Annotated in this window: 18 protein-coding genes; 7 read left to right on the top strand and 11 right to left on the bottom strand. The window is 72.7% G+C overall.

All coding sequences use genetic code 11. The features are described 5' to 3' along the window. Nucleotides 1-8: 8 nt before the first annotated feature. Together ACGFIZ_RS17095 and ACGFIZ_RS17090 are read right to left on the bottom strand one after the other, a co-directional pair. Entirely contained in the window at nucleotides 9-1448 is a 1440-nt protein-coding gene (locus ACGFIZ_RS17095) for a GuaB1 family IMP dehydrogenase-related protein (protein WP_393420225.1), read from the bottom strand. A 69-nt stretch (nucleotides 1449-1517) separates the two neighbouring features. After that, a complete protein-coding gene (locus ACGFIZ_RS17090) occupies nucleotides 1518-2114 on the bottom strand; it encodes a LysE/ArgO family amino acid transporter (protein WP_393420393.1) in 597 nt (198 codons plus the stop codon). A gap of 85 nt (nucleotides 2115-2199) precedes the next feature. On the opposite strand from ACGFIZ_RS17090, the gene ACGFIZ_RS17085 reads away from it, so the two are divergent. Continuing rightward, entirely contained in the window at nucleotides 2200-3096 is an 897-nt protein-coding gene (locus ACGFIZ_RS17085; RefSeq protein ID WP_393420223.1) for a LysR family transcriptional regulator ArgP, read from the top strand. 99 nt (nucleotides 3097-3195) lie between these two features. Here ACGFIZ_RS17085 and ACGFIZ_RS17080 read toward each other — a convergent pair whose 3' ends face one another. Then, the gene (locus ACGFIZ_RS17080) at nucleotides 3196-4947 is read right to left on the bottom strand and encodes an acetyl/propionyl/methylcrotonyl-CoA carboxylase subunit alpha (RefSeq protein ID WP_393420221.1); all 1752 of its coding nucleotides are present in this window, start codon (nucleotides 4945-4947) and stop codon (nucleotides 3196-3198) included. Nucleotides 4948-5195: 248 nt separating this feature from the next. Here ACGFIZ_RS17080 and ACGFIZ_RS17075 point away from each other — a divergent pair, with 248 nt between their 5' ends. After that, a complete protein-coding gene (locus ACGFIZ_RS17075) occupies nucleotides 5196-6500 on the top strand; it encodes an MFS transporter (RefSeq protein WP_393420219.1) in 1305 nt (434 codons plus the stop codon). A 147-nt stretch (nucleotides 6501-6647) separates the two neighbouring features. On the opposite strand, the gene ACGFIZ_RS17070 is transcribed toward ACGFIZ_RS17075, so the two are convergent. From ACGFIZ_RS17070 to ACGFIZ_RS17050, 5 genes are all read right to left on the bottom strand, one after another. Next, a complete protein-coding gene (locus ACGFIZ_RS17070; RefSeq protein WP_393420217.1) occupies nucleotides 6648-7301 on the bottom strand; it encodes an O-methyltransferase in 654 nt (217 codons plus the stop codon). A 10-nt stretch (nucleotides 7302-7311) separates the two neighbouring features. Then, nucleotides 7312-7968 (bottom strand): Maf family protein, encoded by a 657-nt coding sequence (locus tag ACGFIZ_RS17065; RefSeq protein WP_393420215.1) that lies wholly within the window; start codon nucleotides 7966-7968, stop codon nucleotides 7312-7314. A 288-nt stretch (nucleotides 7969-8256) separates the two neighbouring features. After that, a complete protein-coding gene (locus ACGFIZ_RS17060; protein WP_393420213.1) occupies nucleotides 8257-9411 on the bottom strand; it encodes a S8 family serine peptidase in 1155 nt (384 codons plus the stop codon). A 1369-nt stretch (nucleotides 9412-10780) separates the two neighbouring features. Further along, entirely contained in the window at nucleotides 10781-11242 is a 462-nt protein-coding gene (locus ACGFIZ_RS17055; protein ID WP_393420211.1) for a hypothetical protein, read from the bottom strand. 88 nt (nucleotides 11243-11330) lie between these two features. After that, nucleotides 11331-11543 (bottom strand): acyl-CoA carboxylase subunit epsilon, encoded by a 213-nt coding sequence (locus ACGFIZ_RS17050; protein ID WP_393420209.1) that lies wholly within the window; start codon nucleotides 11541-11543, stop codon nucleotides 11331-11333. 94 nt (nucleotides 11544-11637) lie between these two features. Here ACGFIZ_RS17050 and ACGFIZ_RS17045 point away from each other — a divergent pair, with 94 nt between their 5' ends. Both ACGFIZ_RS17045 and ACGFIZ_RS17040 read left to right on the top strand, forming a co-directional pair. Next, nucleotides 11638-13680, top strand: a complete 2043-nt coding sequence (locus tag ACGFIZ_RS17045; RefSeq protein ID WP_393420207.1) for a protein kinase — start codon at nucleotides 11638-11640, stop codon at nucleotides 13678-13680. A gap of 101 nt (nucleotides 13681-13781) precedes the next feature. After that, the gene (locus tag ACGFIZ_RS17040; protein ID WP_145775191.1) at nucleotides 13782-14027 is read left to right on the top strand and encodes a hypothetical protein; all 246 of its coding nucleotides are present in this window, start codon (nucleotides 13782-13784) and stop codon (nucleotides 14025-14027) included. 301 nt (nucleotides 14028-14328) lie between these two features. On the opposite strand, the gene ACGFIZ_RS17035 is transcribed toward ACGFIZ_RS17040, so the two are convergent. Continuing rightward, nucleotides 14329-15198 (bottom strand): GyrI-like domain-containing protein, encoded by an 870-nt coding sequence (locus ACGFIZ_RS17035; protein ID WP_393420204.1) that lies wholly within the window; start codon nucleotides 15196-15198, stop codon nucleotides 14329-14331. A 150-nt stretch (nucleotides 15199-15348) separates the two neighbouring features. Further along, on the bottom strand, nucleotides 15349-15900 hold the full coding sequence (locus tag ACGFIZ_RS17030; protein ID WP_393420202.1) for a Uma2 family endonuclease: 552 nt from the start codon (nucleotides 15898-15900) through the stop codon (nucleotides 15349-15351). A gap of 105 nt (nucleotides 15901-16005) precedes the next feature. Between ACGFIZ_RS17030 and ACGFIZ_RS17025 the strand changes: the two genes are divergently transcribed. The 3 genes from ACGFIZ_RS17025 to ACGFIZ_RS17015 all read left to right on the top strand — a co-directional run bounded on the left by ACGFIZ_RS17025 (nucleotide 16006) and on the right by ACGFIZ_RS17015 (nucleotide 18438). After that, nucleotides 16006-16749 carry a M50 family metallopeptidase gene (locus ACGFIZ_RS17025; protein WP_393420200.1) on the top strand — a complete coding sequence of 248 codons (744 nt, stop codon included), beginning with the start codon at nucleotides 16006-16008 and terminating at the stop codon, nucleotides 16747-16749. Nucleotides 16750-17021: 272 nt separating this feature from the next. After that, complete coding sequence (locus ACGFIZ_RS17020; RefSeq protein WP_347665929.1) at nucleotides 17022-17522, top strand: SigE family RNA polymerase sigma factor; 501 nt, start codon at nucleotides 17022-17024, stop codon at nucleotides 17520-17522. Continuing rightward, the gene (locus ACGFIZ_RS17015; RefSeq protein ID WP_393420198.1) at nucleotides 17515-18438 is read left to right on the top strand and encodes a hypothetical protein; all 924 of its coding nucleotides are present in this window, start codon (nucleotides 17515-17517) and stop codon (nucleotides 18436-18438) included. The genes ACGFIZ_RS17020 and ACGFIZ_RS17015 overlap by 8 nt, the downstream gene beginning before the upstream one ends. Nucleotides 18439-18528: 90 nt before the next feature. Here ACGFIZ_RS17015 and ACGFIZ_RS17010 read toward each other — a convergent pair. Beyond that, on the bottom strand, nucleotides 18529-19389 hold an 861-nt coding region (locus tag ACGFIZ_RS17010), incomplete at its 5' end, for an acyl-CoA carboxylase subunit beta (protein ID WP_393420196.1).

The following is a 19389-nucleotide window of genomic DNA, read 5'->3' as shown; positions in this document are numbered from 1 at the left end:
CCCAGTGCTCACCAACTCGTCGGCAGCGGCATCCCCTCGGTGTAGCCGGCGGCGCTCTGCACCCCGACGACCGCCCGCTCGTGGAACTCCGCCAGGTCGCGCGCGCCGGCGTACGTGAACGCGCTGCGCACCCCGGCGATGATCTCGTCGATCAGGTCCTCCACGCCGGGCCGGCTCGGGTCCAGGTACATCCGGGCGGAGGAGATGCCCTCCTCGAAGACCGCCTTGCGGGCCCGCTCGAAGGGGCTGTCGTCGGCGGTCCGGGCGCTGACCGCGCGGGCCGAGGCCATCCCGAAGCTCTCCTTGTACCGCCGGCCGTCCGCCTCCGTGTACAGGTCGCCCGGGGACTCGTACGTGCCGGCGAACCAGGATCCGATCATCACGTTCGACGCGCCGGCCGCGAGGGCCAGGGCGACGTCCCGGGGGTGCCGCACCCCGCCGTCGGCCCAGACGTGCCGGCCCAACTCGCGGGCCGCCGCCGCGCAGTCCAGCACGGCCGAGAACTGCGGGCGGCCCACGCCGGTCATCATCCGCGTCGTGCACATGGCACCCGGCCCGACGCCCACCTTCACGATGTCGGCGCCCGCCTCGACCAGGTCGCGTACCCCCTCGGCGGTGACCACGTTGCCTGCCGCGACCGGGACCCCCGGGTCGAGCCGGCGGACCGCCCGCAGCGCGGAGATCATCCGCTCCTGGTGGCCGTGCGCGGTGTCCACCACCAGCGTGTCCACCCCCGCCTCCAGCAGCGCCGCGGCCTTGCCGGTGACGTCGCCGTTGATGCCGACCGCCGCCGCGATCCGCAGCCGGCCGCGGCCGTCCACCGCCGGCTTGTAGAGGGTCGCGCGCAGCGCGCCCTGCCGGGTCAGCACCCCGACCAGGCGGCCCTCGCCGTCGACCACCGGCGCGAGCCGCCGCCGGCCCGCCGAGAGCCGGTCGAACCCGGTACGCGGGTCCGCCTCCGCCGGCACCGTGTGCAGCTCGGTCGACATGACGTGCCGGAGCTGGGCGAACCGGTCCACCCCGACGGTGTCCGCCTCGGTGACCACCCCGAGCGGCCGGCCACCGTCGTCCACCACGACCACCGCGCCGTGCGCGCGCTTGGGCAGCAGGTGGATCGAGTCCCCGACGGTGTCGGTCGGGCCGAGCGTGATCGCGGTGTCGTGCACCAGGTGCCGCCGCTTCACCCAGGCGACGACGTCGGCCACCACCTCGATCGGGATGTCCTGCGGGATCACCGCGATGGCGCCGCGCCGCGCCACGGTCTCGGCCATCCGCCGGCCGGACACCGCCGTCATGTTCGCGACCACCAGCGGGATCGTGGTGCCGGTGCCGTCGGCGGTGGCCAGGTCGACGTCCAGCCGGGAGCCGACCTCCGAGCGGGCCGGGGCCATGAAGACGTCGTTGTAGGTCAGGTCGTGCGCGGGAGCCGCGCCGTGAAGGAAGCGCACCGGGCCATCATTCCTGCTGCCCCGCGTCCCCGCCGACCGATGGCCGCGGAAAACGCCGCCGCCGCGGGCTCACCCCACGAGCAGCGCCACCGCCACCCCGGCCATGACGACGGCGACCGCGCCGTCGAGCACCCGCCAGGCGGCGGTACGGGCGAGCAGCGGCGCGAGCCGGTGCGCCCCGGCGCCGAGCGCGGTGAACCAGACGACGCTGGCCGCCGCGGCGCCCGCCCCGAACACCCACCGGTGCTCGTGCTGCTGGGCGATCCCGCCGACCAGGAGCACGGTGTCCAGGTAGACGTGCGGGTTGAGGTAGGTGAACGCGAGACAGGCCAGGACGGTCGCCCGCAGCGAGGCCGCCGGGCGGTCGGTCGGCACGAGCGCGTCGGGGCGCAGCGCGCGGCGCGCCGCGAGCACCGCGTAGCAGAGCAGGAACGCCGCCCCGCCGAACCGGACGGCGGCCAGCAGCGCCGGCCGGCCCGCGACGACCGAGCCGACCCCGGCCACACCGGCCGCGATCAGCAGCGCGTCCGAGGCGGCGCAGGCGACGACGACCGGCGCGACGTGCTCCCGCCGCAGGCCCTGGCGCAGCACGAACGCGTTCTGCGCCCCGATCGCGACGATCAGGGCGAGGGAGACGGAGAACCCGGCTGCCGCCGAGGTGATCAGGTCGGGGTACGGCACGACGGCGACGCTACGGCCGGACGGTAAGCCCCGTCCAACTGAACTTTCTGACGTTTCATAAGCTGAGCTGATGGAAGGGCTCGACTCCACCCAGCTCCGTACGCTCGCCGCCGTCGCCGGCGAGGGCAGCTTCGAGGCCGCCGCCCGGCTGCTGCACGTCACCCAGTCGGCGGTCAGCCAGCGGATCAAGGCGCTGGAGGAGACCGTCGGGCAGGTCCTCGTCCGCCGCTCCCGGCCGTGCCGGGTGACCGAGGCGGGCCGCCCCCTGCTCCGGCTCGCCGGTCAGCTCGCCCTGCTGGAGCGCGAGGCGCTGGCCGACGCGCGCAGCCCGCTGGGCAGCGCGCGCACCCGGGCCCGGGTGCCCGTGGTGGTCAACGCCGACTCGCTCGCCACCTGGTTCCTCGGCGCGCTGGCCCGGCTGCCGGGGGAGTTGGCACTGTCCTTCGACATCCGCCAGGACGACCAGGACCACACGGCCGAACTGCTCCGGGACGGCTCGGTGATGGCGGCGGTGACCGCCCAGCGGGAGCCGGTGCAGGGCTGCCGCGTACGCCCGCTGGGCGCCATGCGCTACCGGGCGCTGGCCACCCCCGCGCTGGTCGACCGCTGGTTCCCCGACGGACTCACCGCGTCCGCGCTCGCCGAGGCGCCGATGCTCGTCTTCGACCGCAAGGACCGGGTGCAGCACCGGTTCCTGCGATCGGTGACCGGGCGGGAACTCGCCCCACCCGTGCACTACGTGCCGTCCGTGCCGGCGTTCAGCGAGGCGATCCGGCTCGGGCTGGGCTGGGGTCTCGTACCCGAACAACTCGCCGCCGCCGACCTGGGCTGCGGGGCGTGCGTGGACCTCGATCCCGACCGGACCGTCGACGTCCCCCTGTACTGGCAGCACTGGCGGCTGGACTCGGTGGTGCTGGGGGCGCTGACCGACGCCGTCCACGCGGCGGCGGCCGAAGCGCTCCGCTGAGCCCGTCGCTGAGCCCGTCGCTGAGCCCGTCGCTGAGCCCGTCGCTGAGCCCGTCCAGGCATGGGAAGGGCCCCTCCCAAGCGGAGGGGCCCGCAGACCTCAGGCGATGGTGCAGATCGCGGCGCCGGCGGAGATCACCGCGCCGACCTCGGCGGACAGGCCGCTGACCGTACCGGCCTTGTGGGCGTGCAGCGGCTGCTCCATCTTCATCGCCTCCAGCACGACCACCAGGTCGCCCTCGGCGACCGTGTCCCCGTCGGCGACGGCGATCTTCACGATCGTGCCCTGCATGGGGGAGGCGAGCGTGTCGCCGCTGACCGCCGCGCCGGCCCTGGCCCCACCGCCCCGGCGGGCCGGCTTCTTCCCGGCGGGCGCCGCGGCCGCCGTACCCGCGCCGAGGCCGGCGGGCAGGGTGACCTCCAGCCGCTTGCCGCCCACCTCGACCACGACGGTCTCGCGCTCGGCCGGCGCCCCGGCCGCGCCACCGGCGGCGGTGAACGGCGGCACGGTGTTGTCGAACTCGGTCTCGATCCACCGGGTGTGCACGGCGAACGGCTCGGCGGTGAACGCCTCGTCGCGGACGACGAGGCGGTGGAACGGCAGCGCGGTGGCCATGCCCTCGACGACCATCTCGTCCAGCGCCCGGCGGGCCCGCTCCAGCGCCTCCGTACGGGTCTCGCCCGTGATGATCACCTTGGCCAGCAGCGAGTCGAAGTTGCCGCCGATCACGTCGCCCGCCGAGATGCCCGCGTCCACCCGGACGCCGGGGCCGGTGGGCAACCGCAGCGCGGCGACGGTGCCGGGGGCGGGCAGGAAGCTGCGGCCCGGGTCCTCGCCGTTGATCCGGAACTCGATGGAGTGCCCGCGCGGAATCGGGTCCTCCGTCAGGCGCAGCTTCTCGCCGTCGGCGATGCGAAACTGCTCCCGGACGAGGTCGATGCCGGCGGTCTCCTCCGTGACCGGGTGCTCGACCTGGAGCCGGGTGTTGACCTCCAGGAAGGAGATGGTGCCGTCCGCGCCGACCAGGTACTCCACCGTGCCGGCGCCGTGGTAGCCGGCCTCCCGGCAGATCGCCTTGGCGGAGTCGTGGATCTGGGCGCGCTGGGCATCGGTGAGGAACGGCGCGGGGGCCTCCTCCACCAGCTTCTGGTGCCGGCGCTGCAGGGAGCAGTCCCGGGTGCCGACCACGATCACGTTCCCGTGCTGGTCGGCGAGGACCTGCGCCTCGACGTGGCGGGGCTTGTCCAGGTACCGCTCGACGAAGCACTCGCCCCGGCCGAACGCGGCGACCGCCTCGCGGGTGGCCGACTCGAACAGTTGCGGGATCTCCTCCATCGTGCGGGCCACCTTGAGCCCGCGCCCGCCACCGCCGAAGGCCGCCTTGATGGCCACCGGAAGGCCGTGGTCGACGGCGAAGGCGATCACCTCGTCCGGGCTGGCCACCGGGTCCGGGGTGCCCGGGACCAGGGGGGCGCCGGCGCGCTGGGCGATGTGCCGGGCGGTGACCTTGTCGCCGAGGTCGCGGATCGCCTGCGGGGTGGGGCCGATCCAGGTCAGCCCGGCGTCGATGACGGCCTGGGCGAAGTCGGCGTTTTCGGAGAGGAAGCCGTAGCCGGGGTGGACCGCGTCGGCGTCAGCCTTGGCCGCGATCTCGATGAGCTTGTCGACGCGCAGGTAGCTGTCCGCGGCGGTGTCGCCGCCCAGGGCGTACGCCTCGTCGGCGAGGGTGGCGTGCAGGGCGTCCCGGTCGGAGTCGGCGTAGACGGCGACGCTGCCCAGCCCGGCGTCGCGGCAGGCGCGAATGACGCGGACGGCGATCTCGCCGCGGTTGGCGATGAGTACCTTGCGCATCTTGGGGCTCCTCCCCGGGAGGCTACTGACCGGGAGTGTATCGGCCACCCTCGTCGGCCCTAACGATCGCTCAGTGTGGGATTCGTCGCCTGCCTGACCCGCCCGTTCAGCTCGCCCGCGACGCCCGCCGACCGTGACAGGAAGGACCCCTCCGGTAGGGAAAGCGCCCCTTCTCACCGTGAGCCAACCGCGAGAATTGCCTCTCACCAGGGTCGGAGTGCTCGTGCGGCGCGCGTAGCGTAACGAGCGTGCCCCGCCTCGCCCATGACAAGATCACCTGGCTGGTCTACGCCCAACTGGGACTGTGGGGCTTCTTCCTGTACGGCTTCGGCCCCGTCGTCCCGCTGCTGCGCGACGAGCAGGGCACCAGCGCCGCCGTCGCCGGCCTGCACAGCACCGCCATCGCGGTCGGCGCGATGCTCGGCGGGGCGCTGTTCGCTCCGGTCGCCCGCCGCGTCGGACGGGGCCCGGCCACCTGGCTCGGCCTCGCCGGGGTCGCCGCCGGCGTCACCGCGTTCGGTGCACTGCGGACACTGCCCGCCACCCTCGCCGCGGTCGTCGTGATCGCCACCTTCGGCATGATGGTCGTCAGCGGGGTCAACGTCGTGCTCACCGCCCACCATGGCCCGGCCGCGCCCGCCGCCCTCACCGAGGCCAACGCCGCCTGCGCCGGCATGGGCATCCTCGCCCCGCTGGTCATCGGGTCGACCGTCGGCGCGGGGCTCGGCTGGCGGCCGGTGATGGCCGTCGAGGTAGGCCTGATCGCGCTGGTCGCCCTCGCCGCCCTGGCCTTCCGGGTACGGCTGCCCGGCACGGCCGCCCCGGTCGCTTCTTCCACCGCCCTGGTCGCTTCTTCCGCCGCCCCGGCTGCTTCCTCCAGCGCTCCGGCTGCTTCCTTCGCCGCCCCTGCTGGTCCCGCCACCGCGCCGGCCGTCGCGTCCCGCGCCGGTCGCGGACCGCTGCCCAGGGCGTACTGGATCGCTTGGTTTCTGATGGCCGCAACCGGATCGATCGAGGTCTGCCTGTCGCTCTGGACGGCCGACGTACTCCGCTCGCACTCCGGACTCGGCGCCGGAGTCGCCTCGGCGGCGGTCGCGGCGATCGTCTCCGGGATGTTCCTCGGCCGGCTGGTCGGTGGCCGGGGCGCCCTGCGCTACCCGCCCGTGCCGCTGCTGCTGGTCGCGCTCGGGACCTCCCTGGCCGGGTTCGCCGTCTTCTGGACGGCGCCGATCGGCTGGCTGGCGGTCAGCGGACTCGTCGTGCTCGGCCTCGGCAACGCGCTGCACTACCCGCTGGCGATCTCGATCGCCCTGGCTGTCGCCGGGCCGGCGGCCGACAAGGCGGCAGGGTGGGCGTCGTACTCGATGGCGGTCGGCTTCGGAATCGCGCCGGTGGCGCTCGGCTGGGTGGCCGACATGGTCGGCCCGCACCTGGCCTTCCTGCTGCTGCCCGGCTTCATCGCGGCGGCGGTGCTGCTCGCCCTGCGGCTCGGCCGCGCGCTGCGGTCCGGCCGTACGAGCGACACCCCGGCACCGGCCCCGGTGGGCGCCTGACCGGGGCGGGCTCGGGCCCTGGCGGGGCGGGCTCGGGCCCTGGCGGGGCGGGCTCGGGCCCTTGCCATGTCGCCGACATGGCGGTGTCCCCGGGGTGCGAAGGCCCCACGTCGCCGACATGGCGGCTGGAGTCCCGTGGGTGGGCGATCAGCGGACGCGGGCGAGCGTGACTCCGTCGGCGATCGGCAGCATCACCACGTCGACCCGGACGTCGGCCATGATCTCGTCGTTGAACGCGGCGATCGCCCGGTCGTCGGCGTTCTGCGGGGCCACCACCCGACCCCCGCGCAGCGTGTTGTCGACCGCGATCACCCCGCCCGGACGCATCCGGGGCACCAGTTCGGCCCAGTAGACCGGGTACCCGACCTTGTCGGCGTCGATGAACGCCAGGTCCAGGTGCCGCTCGTACGGCAGTTCGCGCAGCGTGTCCCCGGCCGGACCGATGCGCAGTTCGATCCGGTCCTCGACGCCGGCCCGGGCCCAGTACCGCCGCGCGATGCCGGTGTACTCCTCCGAGATGTCGAAGCAGGTCAACCGGCCATCCTCGGCCAACCCCTTGGCGATGGCCAGCGCCGACAGCCCGGTGAACGTCCCGACCTCCACCGCCCGCCGCACCCCGAGCGTCCGGGTGAGGAAGGTCAGGAACGCGGCCTGCTCGGGCGCCACCTGCATCGTCGCCTGGTCGGGCAGCGCGGCGTGCGTCTCCTGTGCCAGGTCCCGCATCACGTCGTCCGGCGTGGACCCGTGGGCGACGACGTACTCGTGCAGTTCCGGGGTCAGCGGCAGCGTCTTGGTCGTCATGAAATGGACGCTAACCGAGCGGCTCGACGGACTGGCCCCCGGGCGCGACCTTCGTCCACAAATCGGTGATCCGAAGGCCCAGTTCGCCGAGCAGCCGGCGCAGCAGCGGCAGCGACAACCCGACCACCGTCCCCGGGTCGCCCTCGATACCGTTCAGGAACGCCCCGCCCAGCCCGTCGATCGTGAACGAACCGGCCACCGCGAGCGGCTCACCCGTCGCGACGTACGCGTCGATCTCGTCGTCGGTGATGTCCCCGAAATGGACGACGGTCGAGGCGACCGCCTCGGCGCGGGACGCGCTGGTCACGTCGATCAGGCAATGGCCGGTGTGCAGCACCCCGCTGCGTCCACGCATCCGCCTCAACCGCCGGGTCGCGTCCGCCGCGTCCGCCGGCTTGCCGAGGATCTCGCCGTCGAAACCGAGCACCGAGTCGCAGCCCAGCACCAGCGTCCGTGCGTCCGGGGTCGGCCGCAGCCGGTCGAGGACCGCCTGCGCCTTCAGCCGGGCCAACTCCAGGCACAGGTCCTCGGCCCGCTCGCTGACCACCTGGGACTCGTCGACGCCGCTGACCAGCACGTCGGGTTCGATCCCGCCGGCCTGGAGGAGCTTGCGACGGGCAGGGCTCGCCGAGGCGAGCACGAGACGGAGCGGCATCGAGTTCGGCACGCCGCCGACGCTACCGGCTGATCCCCGGCGCTTGGTGGTCCGCACCCCGACACCGCTTTGGCGGGTCGCCCGCCCGCCCGATCGCCCGCCCGCCCGATCGCCCGCCCGCCGGGCGGGGGCCCGCCGGGCGGGGGCCGGCGCTGCGCCCCATGTCGGCGACATAGCGGCATCCGGACCGCGGGATGGCCCAATGTCGCCGATATGGCGGTGTCCGGCGAGTGGGATGGCGCGATGTCGCCGCCATGGTGCCGGGGGAAAGCACCTCGGGCCGGCTGACGTGGACTCCGGTCACCTGCTGATGCGTGGAGGCGGGTCGTCACCGCGCCGACGACGGCGGGCGATCAGTGCCCACGCGCCCCCAGCCGCCACGATCACGCCCAGCGTGGCGAGACCGCGAGCCGTCGCCCCACCGTCACCCTCGTCGGCGGCCTCCGCAGCGGCCGTCGCGGTCCCGCCGCCGTCGGCCGGAGCGCTGGCCACCGCCGATTCGAACCCCAGCGGCGGCACGTCTGCCGTCAGGGCCGCGACGAGATCGATGACGCCGTAGCCGTACTGGTCGTCCCGGCCGGGTGGACCCTTGTCGACGGCGGTGGCGGTTAGCCGGTGCACGACCTCGTCAGCAGGAAGGTCGGGGTACTTGGAGCGGACGAGGGCAGCAGCACCAGCGACGATCGCGGTAGCACTGGAGGTGCCGGTGCCCTTCCGGTACTTGCCATTGATGCTGGTGCTGTAGATGTCAACAGCGGGTGCGACAACATCTACCTCTGGTCCAGTAACCGATATGGCGGCGTGCTCTCCTGTGCGGGTAATCCCACCCGCCGCGATTACTCCAGGAAGTGACGCCGGGTAGATGACTCCCGGGTCTTCGGGATAGTTGCCGGCCGCTGCTACTACAACAATGTTCGCTCGCACTGCCGCCTCAACGGCGGTTCGGAGCCTTGCAGTTAATCCTCCTCCGCTGGAAATGCTAATTACGTCGACATGGCGGTTGATGGCAAATTCGATGCCAGCCGCGAGGGCGTCTGCCTCAGCACCGCCTTGTGGCGATACAAAGATCGGTAGGATCTTGGCGTTGGGGGCGATTCCGAGGGCGCCAGTATTACTCTTTCTTCCATGTGCTGCGATCAGCCCTGCCATTCCAGTGCCGTGGCCGCTCGCATCAGACCATCCGTTGCCTCCGCCGGCCACGATGTCTTTGCCGGAGAGTAGATTTTCGGCCAGGTCGGGATGTGGGTATACCCCTGTGTCGGGCACGGCGACGATAGTCCCGTCCCCTTTGCTTATTCGATGAGCTTCGGCCGTTCTTAAATAGCGCAAATGCCACTGATCGCCACGAACGCGATCCTCGTTTCGGGATATTGCTTGAACCGGAGGCGGAGTCAGCGCGCCTGCCGCAAGAATTGTAGTTGCGGCAAGGACTGCCCGCCGGAGTTGATGTTTCACCGACCCAAGCCGATAGCTGTTCCGGGATCGACCGGGCCATCGTCTTGAGGGGAACGGACTACCGGAGGAACTCCTTCTTCGACTGCCCACGGATGATCTGGGTCCCACCGCGGAGACTCTTCGCCAGGCCGTTGACGTCGTCGGGAGCCGCTAAACCCATCACTGTCGTTCATGCTATGACTGCTAACCGGATGCCATGTGCGAACTGCCCCATGCGCTCCGCGGCCGTTGCTTGGTCGGGAACCCACGGCTCCGATCGGTGAAGTTCCAGTGCCACCACCTCCGATGACACCACCCACCGGATTGACTCGCCGGGGTGAATTTTGCCCCGGTTGGCCGGTTACTGCCCCTGGAGCTCCGCCGATGACCCCGCTGGGTGGTAGTGGTTTCGCGCCCTGGCTGGGCGAAACGGAGTTCGGGCTGCCACTTCCGAGTTGACTAGATGGAAAGCCGGGGCCCCATCGCTGCTTCGCTTCGCCGAGGCGATTTGCCCCGGTTGAGGTTGGCGGCAATGCCGGTGGCATCCCGATGCCTGCTGAGGGGTTGGCGGGTGTAGGTGAAGTACTTGGAGTAGTAGGCGTTGTTGGAATGATAGCAGTCCCAGTGCCGGCGCCTCCAAGTACAGGACCCATACTTGAAGCTGTTGGTGCGGAGACTGGTCTCAAAACCGTTGACCTTTGACTGGCGGACGGAGCGACGTGTGTCGCGGATATTGGCATTGGTGCGATTGGTGGAATGATCGGCGCAGTTATGGAGGTGCCATACGGGTCAGGGCTCGAAGGATCCCGAGTTGAAAGTTTTGGCGGCGGTGGGGGTTGGCGGAGCATTACTTGTGCCTGCTGTAGTTCGCCGCTGAGTCCGTACATCAGGCTCCGCGCCTGAACGTTGAGTCGTTCCAGGTCGGCGTCGGTCACCGGCTTGTCGGGTATTCGGCTGCCCATCAACGCCTTCGGGTCGGCGAGCGTCGCCTCGTACGTCCGCTTCTGCTGGAGCTTGTCGACGTACGCCTCGTAGAGCGGCTTGAGTTCCACACGGGCGCTGCTGATGGCGCGGGTGGCGGCGGCGAGCGCGTCGTAGTTCGCGGCGGCCGCGTCGTGGGTGTGTTGCACCTTCTCGATCAGGTCGTCCAGTTCGGCGATGTACGTCCGGGCGGCGGCGTTGGTGGCCGGCGGCCACGCCTCGGCCAGGCCGCGCCGGTACTCCTGGAGGCGGCCCAGGTGGGCCTGGGCGAGGTCGCAGACCTTGCGCCAGCCGGCGACCTGCTTCCAGTGCCCGGTGGTGTCGTGGTCCTGCACGCAGGCCCACATGCTGAGCAGGTCCATCAGGTGCCAGTCGGTGAGGCCGGACGTCCGGCCGCTGCCCCGCTCGATCACGGCAGCACCCGCCGCCCCGCCCCGCTCTCGGGGCTGGTGGGATCGGGCAGGATGGGCGCGGGTCGGGCCGGCGCGGCGGTGCCGGGGTCGGCGAGGGCATGCTCCACGTCGGAGACGCGGGCGGCCGCGAACGCGTCGACGTCGGCGTACTGGGCGGCGATCCGGTCGGCGGCGGCGGCCAGGTGGCCGGTGGCGCCACCGACGGACCAGACCATCGCGACGGCGGCCTGCTGGGTTTCGTTGTGGGCTTGGAGGAACTGCACCAGCTCGACGAACGCGTCGGCCGGGTTGGGGATCGGGGCCTTCATGTCGTCTGCGATGTGCGACAGGTGCGGCGCGTAGTTCCGCTCGACCTCGGCCTGGAGCTTGTCGGCGAACTCACGCATCTGGCGGATGTCTGCCTCGATGCCGCCATAGCCACGCAACCAGGGCGCTGGCAGGTCCTCCTCCGGGATCATGGCCCTCCCTACCCGTCACGGCGCCGTCTCCCTGAGTGAGGTTAACCGCTCCCCGTGACACCCGTCAGCCCCGTACGGCACCTCAGCGTCAGCGCGGCAGGCCGGAGGCGCGCCACGCGCCGGGACCGGCGGCGAGCGCCGCGCTGGTCGGGCGGCCGCTGCGGGTCCAAGCCGAGACGGCGGCCGGCGCGGGCGCGGCGACGGGGCGGGCCCGCGCGACGATTACGCCGACCAGGGCGGCCAGTTCCGCGGCGGTCGGTACGCCCCGGGTCACCCGGAACAGCGGCTCATCGGCAGGCATGGCCCCCAGCGTACGCGTACCAGAATTTGACCTTCGCCGCACAGTGGCGTGCCGGCGGTGTGCGCGGTGCGCGGTGCGGGTACCGTCTCCCCCGATGTCGAACCCGCTTCCCCAACTCGTTGCCGACCGGTACCGGCTCATCTCGCCGCTCGGCCAGGGCGGCATGGGCCGGGTGTGGAAGGCGCGCGACGAGGTGCTGCACCGCGACGTGGCGATCAAGGAACTCGTCCCGCCGCCCAGTCTGACCCCCGAGGAGCGCCGCGAGATGCGCGAACGCTCCCTTCGGGAGGCTCGGGCGATCGCCCGGCTCAACCACATCAACGTGGTCCGCATCTTCGACGTGCTGCGCACCGACGGCGATCCGTGGATCGTCATGGAGTATGTCGCGTCGAGGTCCCTTCAGGACACTCTGGCCGAGGATGGTCCGGTCTCGCCGGCCAAGGCGGTGGAGATCGGCCTCGGGGTGCTCGGGGCGCTGAAGGCGGCGCACAAGGCCGGGGTGATGCACCGCGACGTCAAGCCGGGCAACGTGCTGCTCGGCAACGACGGTCGCGTGGTGCTGACCGACTTCGGCCTCGCCACGATCCCGGGCGACCCGAACGTCACGCGGACGGGCATGGTGCTCGGCTCGCCGGCGTACATCGCGCCGGAGCGGGCGAAGGACGGCACCGCCGGGCCGGAGGCGGACCTCTGGTCGCTGGGCGCCACGCTCTACGCGGCCGTCGAGGGCAAGTCGCCGTACGCCCGGCCGTCGGCGATCGGCACGCTGGCGGCTCTGGCCACCGAGCCGATGCCGCCGCCGAAGAACGCCGGCCCGCTCAAGTCGGTGCTCACCGGCCTGCTGCGCAAGGACCCGGCCGAGCGGATCGACGCCGACGAGGCCGAGCGGCTGCTGCGCCGGGCCGCCGGGCGCCGGTCCAAGGGCATTTCGCTGCTGGAGGGCGTACGCCGGCCGAAGCCGGACGGGATGCGCCTGCCGCGACCGACCGTCGTGCCCGCGCCGCGTCCCGCCGGTCAGCCCGCGGACCGGCCGGTCTCGCCGCCCGCCGCCGCGAACGCGCAGGCCACCACGCCGCCGGGTTCCGCGAGCGCGGCGGCGACCGGCGACGACGCGACCGCCAGGGTCGCCGACGGCGCGGACGCCGCACCGACCGCGAAGGTCGCGCCGCCCGCGTCACACCCGGACGCCGACCCGACCGCCAAGGTCGAGCCGCCGGCCTCGCGTCCCGACGCCGACCCGACCGCGCTGGTCGAGTCGTCCGCGTCGCGCCCGGACAACGACCCCACCGCCAAGGTCGCCCCGCCCGTGCCGCTCGACGACACCCGCGTCGAGCCGACCGCCGAGGAGCCGCGGGAGCGGGCCGGGCGGACCTCCGTGCTGCCGGCCCCGGTGAGCCCGCCGGCGCCGTCGGGCCGGGCCGCCGTCGTTCCCGGTACGCGCCCCGACAACCGCCGCCGGAACCTGCTCGTCGGCGCGCTGGTCGCGGTGCTGCTGCTCGGTCTGCTGGTGGCCGTACCGCTGCTGCGCGGCGGCGACGAGGATGAGCCCGGCGGTGGCGGCCAGCAGGCCGGCGCCACCACGAGCGCGGGGCCCGGCGAGCCGTCGACGGCACCCACCTCCGCGCCCGCCCCGTCGGCGACCAGCGCCGCCCCGCCGAGCCCCACCGCGTCGGCCAGCCCGACAGGGTTGGTGCTGCCCGCCGGGTGGAAGCTGCACCGGGACCCGACCGGCTTCTCGATGCCGCTGCCGGAGGGCTGGCGGCGCAGCGCGGGCGGAACCTGGGTGCAGTTCCGGGAGCCGAACGGCGTCCGCGAGGTTGTCATCGACCGGACCAGCACGCCGCAGCGCGACGCCGCCGCCGCGTGGCGGGCGATCGAGCCCGACCGGAAGAGCAGGGTCAACGACTACAAGTACCTGAGCATCCGCAGCGTCGACGGGTTCTGGAAGACCTGCGCCGACTGGGAGTGGCTGGAGACTCGGGACAACACCCGGATCCATGTCCGCAACCGGGGTTTCGTCACCGCCAGCGACCGGGGCTACGCCATCCGCTGGGAGGTGGCCGCCTCCGAGTGGGAGGCCAACCTCGACGAGTTCGAGCTGATCGCGCAGAACTTCGAGCCGGACAGGCAGGACTGACGGTGCCCGCCGGCCTGGGAATTCGGGCCGGCGCGAAAGCCATTCGCATGACCTTCCATCGGGCGGGGTACCTGAACCCCGACGACGGAAGGAGGTACGACATGGGACGCCGATTCACCGACCGCCGGCCCCGGCTGGCGCTGTGGATGCTGGTCGCGCTCGGCGACGCGGTGCTGCTGCTGGTTGGCGTGGGCCTTCCGGTACTGGTCGCGCTGCTCAGCGTCGTGGCCGTCACCGTCGCCGGGGTGGCCGCCTGGCGGATGACGCGACGGTCCACGGTGGCTTCGAAGGACGTGCGACGGCCGGCGCCGGTCACGGTGCCGCACATGGCGCGGCGGCGGGCCTGACCTCGGCCCGCGACGTTCGCGGACCGCGTGGCGGCGGGCCTGACAACCGGGCGGACGGCAACGCGGATGGATCGGTCGGCGGCGGCAGGACCAGCTCGCGACCGTACGGTCGCAGCCGATCCCGCCGCCGCCGACCGGCTCTCCCCGGGGAAGTCGGAACCGGGCGGGCGCGACGATCAGGCGGTGTTGTGGGCCAGGGCGATCAGCCGGGTACGGTCGCCGTTCCAGTAGTGGCGTCGACGTTGCCGCTGATGCCGGAGACACTGCCCGTGCTGGATTCGCGCAGGTCCGTGCAGGTCCGTCACGTCGGTTCGACGGGTAGCCACAGCTCGCAGGTCGCGGTGCTGAAGTCGTCCGCGCGCTCGAGGATCGCAACCATCGAGGGACCCGGCCGCAGACGCCACGGGTTGGAGGGGAACCACTCGGTCGCGGTTGCGGCCCAGGTGTCCTGCAGGGCCTGCGGATGGGGTCCGGCGGTGCGGAAGATCGCCCACCTGCCGGCCGGTACCTCGATGGCGTCGAGGTCGTCGGGGACCGGCGTGTCCCGGGACGCGGCGACCCCGTGCAGGTAGGTCAGTTCGCTGCCCTCGGTGCCGTCGGAGTCGAGGTCGTCGCAGACTTGTAGCAGCCCCCCGGGGTCGGTGTCGCTGAGGGCCTTCAGCCGGAGATGCTCCTGCGGCGGCAGCGCGGTGATGTGCTGCTGGATGTGCGGGTTGATGCCCTGGTGGATGAGCGGAACCCGGGTTGCGTGTCCGACGAGCCGGAACGCGGGGCGGTCCACGATGCGGGTGTCCATGGGGATGCTCCCTTCGACGGTCAGGCGGAACCTGAGCTGCGGTTGTGTGCGAAGGGGGCCTCCGTGGCGGCGAACGTCACCGGGGTTGGCGCCGTGGACCGCCCGGAACGCGCGTCCGAACGCCTCGGTCGAGCCGTACCCGTGGCGGACGGCGATGCTCAGCAGATCGTCCTCGCCCCGAACGACATCGGCAGCGGCGACGGTCATGCGGCGCCGGCGCACGTACTCCGACAGCGGCATGCCGGCCAACGACGAGAACATCCGGCGCAGGTGGTATTCGGTCGTGCCGAGCGCCCCGGCCAATCCGTTGACGTCGAACTCCTCGGTGAGGTGCTTCTCGACCAGGTCGACAAGCCGGTTGAGTGCCGCGATCACGAGGCCTCCTTTCGACGTCAAGCCTGGCCGAAGGGCCCCGGCCGCCGCCCGACCGTAGAGGTCCGATCCGATCATGCGCCTGGAACGTCGCGGCGCCAACGCACGCTCATGGAGCCCGACAGACGGGCGACGCGGAACGCGCGAGCCACGTCAGCGCAGCGCGGCGGGATCGATCCGGAGCCGGAACGGCTCGGTCACCACCAGCACCTCGCCGGCCTTGGCCACCGACTCCTCGACGTAGTGCTGGCCGTCCAGCCGGAACAGCCGCAGCGAGTGGGTGTCGCCGTCCGGCTCCACGAGCAGATACCAGGGGATCCGGGCGATGGCGTACAGCTGCATCTTGACCACCCGGTCGGCTGCGGCGTTGCCGGGGGAGACGATCTCGCCGACCAGGGCCACCTCGGGGGCTTCCACGACCGTGCCCTCGTCGTCGGTTTCCGCCACGACGAGGTCGGGGATGGCGATCCGGTCGACGCCGAGCCGGACGTTGACGGCCTCGAACACCAGGAGCCCCTGCGCGTCGGCCGCCGCCTCGACGGCGTTGGCGAGACGGCGGGACACCGACTGGTGTCGCTTGCTCGGGGCAGGGCTCACGATCAGACCCCCGTCGAGCAGTTCGACGCGATCCAGCGTCGGGCCGAGGGCGAAATAGTCCGCCTCGGTCCACGGCCCGATATGGGGCTCAAGGGGCGCCGCGGTCATCCCGTACACCTCCTGCTCCGCGCGTCACCGCCCAGTCTCGCACGGGCGGCACCCCTGCTCGGGCGACCCGCCGGCCCGCAGCCGCGCCGGGTAGGCTCGCGCCCCATGGTGTCGATCGACGGCCTGACGGCGCTCTGGGACCGACTGTTCTCCGCGCAGCCCGACCCGCCGCCGCTGCTCGTGCTCGTCACCGCGGCGGTGGCGCTGCTGGTGGTGTCGGCCCGTACGCCCTGGCGGATCGCCCGCAACGCCGTCACCATCGCCCACGAGGGCGGGCACGCCCTGGCGGCCCTGCTCACCGGCCGCCGGCTGCACGGCATCCGGCTGCACTCGGACACCTCGGGCCTCACCCTGTCGGCCGGTCGGCCCAGCGGCCCGGGGATGATCCTCACCCTGTTCGCCGGGTACGTCGCGCCGTCGCTGGTCGGCCTGGCCGGGGCCTGGCTGCTCGGCGGCAACCGGATCACGCTGCTGCTCTGGGTGGCCGTGGCGCTGCTGCTGGCCATGCTGGTGCTGGTCCGCAACGTCTTCGGCGTGCTGTCGCTACTGGTCACCGGCGGGGTGGTGCTCGCCGTCTCCTGGTACGCCTCGCCGCAGGTGCAGGCCGCCTTCGCCTGGACGTCCGTCTGGTTCCTGCTCCTCGGCGGCGTACGGCCGGTGGCCGAACTCCAGCGGCTGCGCGCCCGGGGCCGGCTGCCGGAGTCGGACGCCGACCAACTGGCCCGGCTCACCCCGTTCCCGCCGCTGCTGTGGGTGACGCTGTTCGCACTGGTCAACCTGCTCGCCCTGGCCGCCGGTGCCGCGCTGCTGGCCGGCCCGATCCTCACCGACGCCGGCCTCACCGGCTGACGCACGCCCCCGCTGGCGGGTTCCCGCGCGCCGGCCTGGACGCTCTGATCGCGGCGGAGGACCGGCATGGGCGCTCTGATCGCGGCGGAGGACCGGCATGGGCGCTCTGATCTCGGCGGAGGACCGGCCTGGGCGCTCTGATCGCGGCGGAGGACCGGAACGGGCAGGCCGGGAGCCGGATCACGCCGGGGTCGGAAACCCGGCGGCTGAGCCGGCAACCGCCGCCCCCGTCCCGCGCGTGTCCCCTGAGACCGAGGCGGGGGAGGTAGCAGGTGCCGGACGTCGACGGGTTCGACGAGTTCTACCGGGGGAGCCGGCAACGGCTGCTCGGCTTCGTCTACGTGCTCACCGGGAACCTCGCCGAGGCCCAGGACGCCGTGCAGGAGGCGTACATCCGGGCCTGGCAGCGCTGGTCGACGGTGAGCAGGTACGACGACCCGGAGGCGTGGGTGCGGGTGGTGGCCAGCCGGATCGCGGTGAGCCGGTGGCGCAGCCTGCGCAGCCGGGCCCGGGCGTACCTGCGGCACGGGGTGCAGGAGACGGCCCCGCCGCCGAACACCGACACCGTCGAGGTGGTCGCCGCGCTGCGCCGGCTGCCCGAGGAACAGCGCATCGCCCTCGCCCTGTACTACCTGCTCGGCATGCCGGTCGCCGAGGTGGCGCGGGAGACCGCTGCCCCGGTCGGCACCGTCAAGGCCCGACTCTCCCGGGGGCGTGCCGCGCTCGCCGGGCTGCTCGCCGTCTCTGACCTCGAGGAGGCCGCCGATGCGTGACGACCTGACGCTCGCCGAACAGTTGCACCGGGGCCTGCTGGCGGTGCGCTGGCCGGAGCCCGCGGAGATCCGGGCCCGGGCCCGCCGCCGCAGCCGGCGTACGGTGATCGCCGCCGCGACCGCCGTGCTGGTGGTCGCGTCGGCCGCCGTCGCGGTCAGCGGCGGGATGGCCGGACCCCGTCGGCCGTCGGTCGCGGCCACGGTCGGGCCGTCGCCGTCGGTGGCGGCCACGGTCGGGCCGTCGCCGTCGGTGGCGGCCACGGTCGGGCCGTCGCCATGGGTACCGGCCGAGGTGCCGCTGGAGGTGCTGCTCGTGCCGTCCGACGTGCACACGAGGAGCAAGGCGCTGAGCCAGGCAGGGCTCGGCGAGAAGATCAGCGTCGACGAGCAGCTGATCTACTGTCACCGGTCCCAGCGGCTCACCGCGGACTGGGAACCGTCGCGCTACTCGCGTTCCGTGACCCTGGTGCGGCAGGGCCCGGCCGGTGCCGGACCCGTACCGGGTGATTTCGTGCTGTCCCAGGACGTCTACCGGGTCGCGCCAGACGTGGGCGTGCGGTTGTTCGCCGGGCTCGACACGATGCTGGCGGCCTGTGACAACTGGCGGTCCCGCGGTCCGACGCAGTGGCAGGGCAAGGTGATCGACGCCGAGGCGGTCCACCGCTGGCAGGTGGTGGACCGGAACTTCGCCGGCGGTGAGTCGGTGCTGCTGCGGCACTCGGTCAGCCAGGCGCGAAACCTGAAGACCGGCCAGCGGTTCGGGTCACCGGCGCGGCTCACGAGCACCGCGGTGGTCCGCGCCGGTGACCTGGTTGCCGTGATCAACGTCGGCCGGGACGGCACCGAGCGGGACCTGCGCCGGTTGGCCACCGTCGCGGCCAGCCGCATGTGCGCGGCGGCCAACCCGCCCTGCTGACCGGCCCCCGACACCGATCCCGCTCACCGGAGCGGGGTGGGAAGGGCGCCCTGCCATACCGGATGCGTTGACAGGGGCCCTTCCTCATCCCTACAGCGGGATGTTGCCGTGCTTCTTCGGGGGCAGGGTCTCGCGCTTGGTGCGCAGCACGCGCAGCGCGCGGACGATCTGGGCGCGCGTCTCGTGTGGCGCGATGACGGCGTCGACGTACCCGCGCTCCGCCGCGATGTACGGGTTGGCCAGGGTGTCCTCGTACTCGGCGATCAGCTCGGCGCGCAGCGCCGCCGGGTCCTCGGCGGCGGCCAGCTCCTGCCGGTAGAGGATGTTCACCGCGCCCTGCGCGCCCATCACCGCGATCTGCGCGGTCGGCCAGGCGAAGTTCAGGTCGGCGCCGAGGTGCTTGGAGCCCATCACGTCGTACGCCCCGCCGTACGCCTTGCGGGTGATCACGGTGACCTTCGGGACGGTCGCCTCGGCGTACGCGTAGATGAGCTTGGCGCCCCGGCGGATGATGCCGTCCCACTCCTGGCCCGTGCCGGGGAGGAACCCGGGAACGTCCACGAAGGTCAGCACGGGGATGTTGAACGCGTCGCAGGTGCGCACGAACCGGGCCGCCTTCTCCGACGCGGCGATGTCCAGCGTGCCGGCGAAGTGCATCGGCTGGTTGGCCACCACGCCGACCGGCCGCCCCTCGACCCGGCCGAAGCCGACGACCATGTTCTGCGCGTAGAGCGGCTGGACCTCCAGGAACTCCTCGTCGTCCAGGACGTGCTCGATCACCCGGTGCATGTCGTACGGCTGGTTGGCCGAGTCCGGGATCAGCGTGTCCAGCTCCCGGTCGGAGTCGGTGATGTCGAGGTCGGCCGGGGCGTCGAAGACCGGCGGCTCGTCCAGGTTGTTCGACGGCAGGTACGACAGCAGCGCCTTGACGTACTCGATCGCGTCGTCCTC

The organism is Micromonospora sp. NPDC048830, assembly GCF_043198215.1.
Classification (GTDB): Bacteria; Actinomycetota; Actinomycetes; order Mycobacteriales; family Micromonosporaceae; genus Micromonospora.
This window is presented reverse-complemented; position numbering and strand designations above follow the sequence as displayed.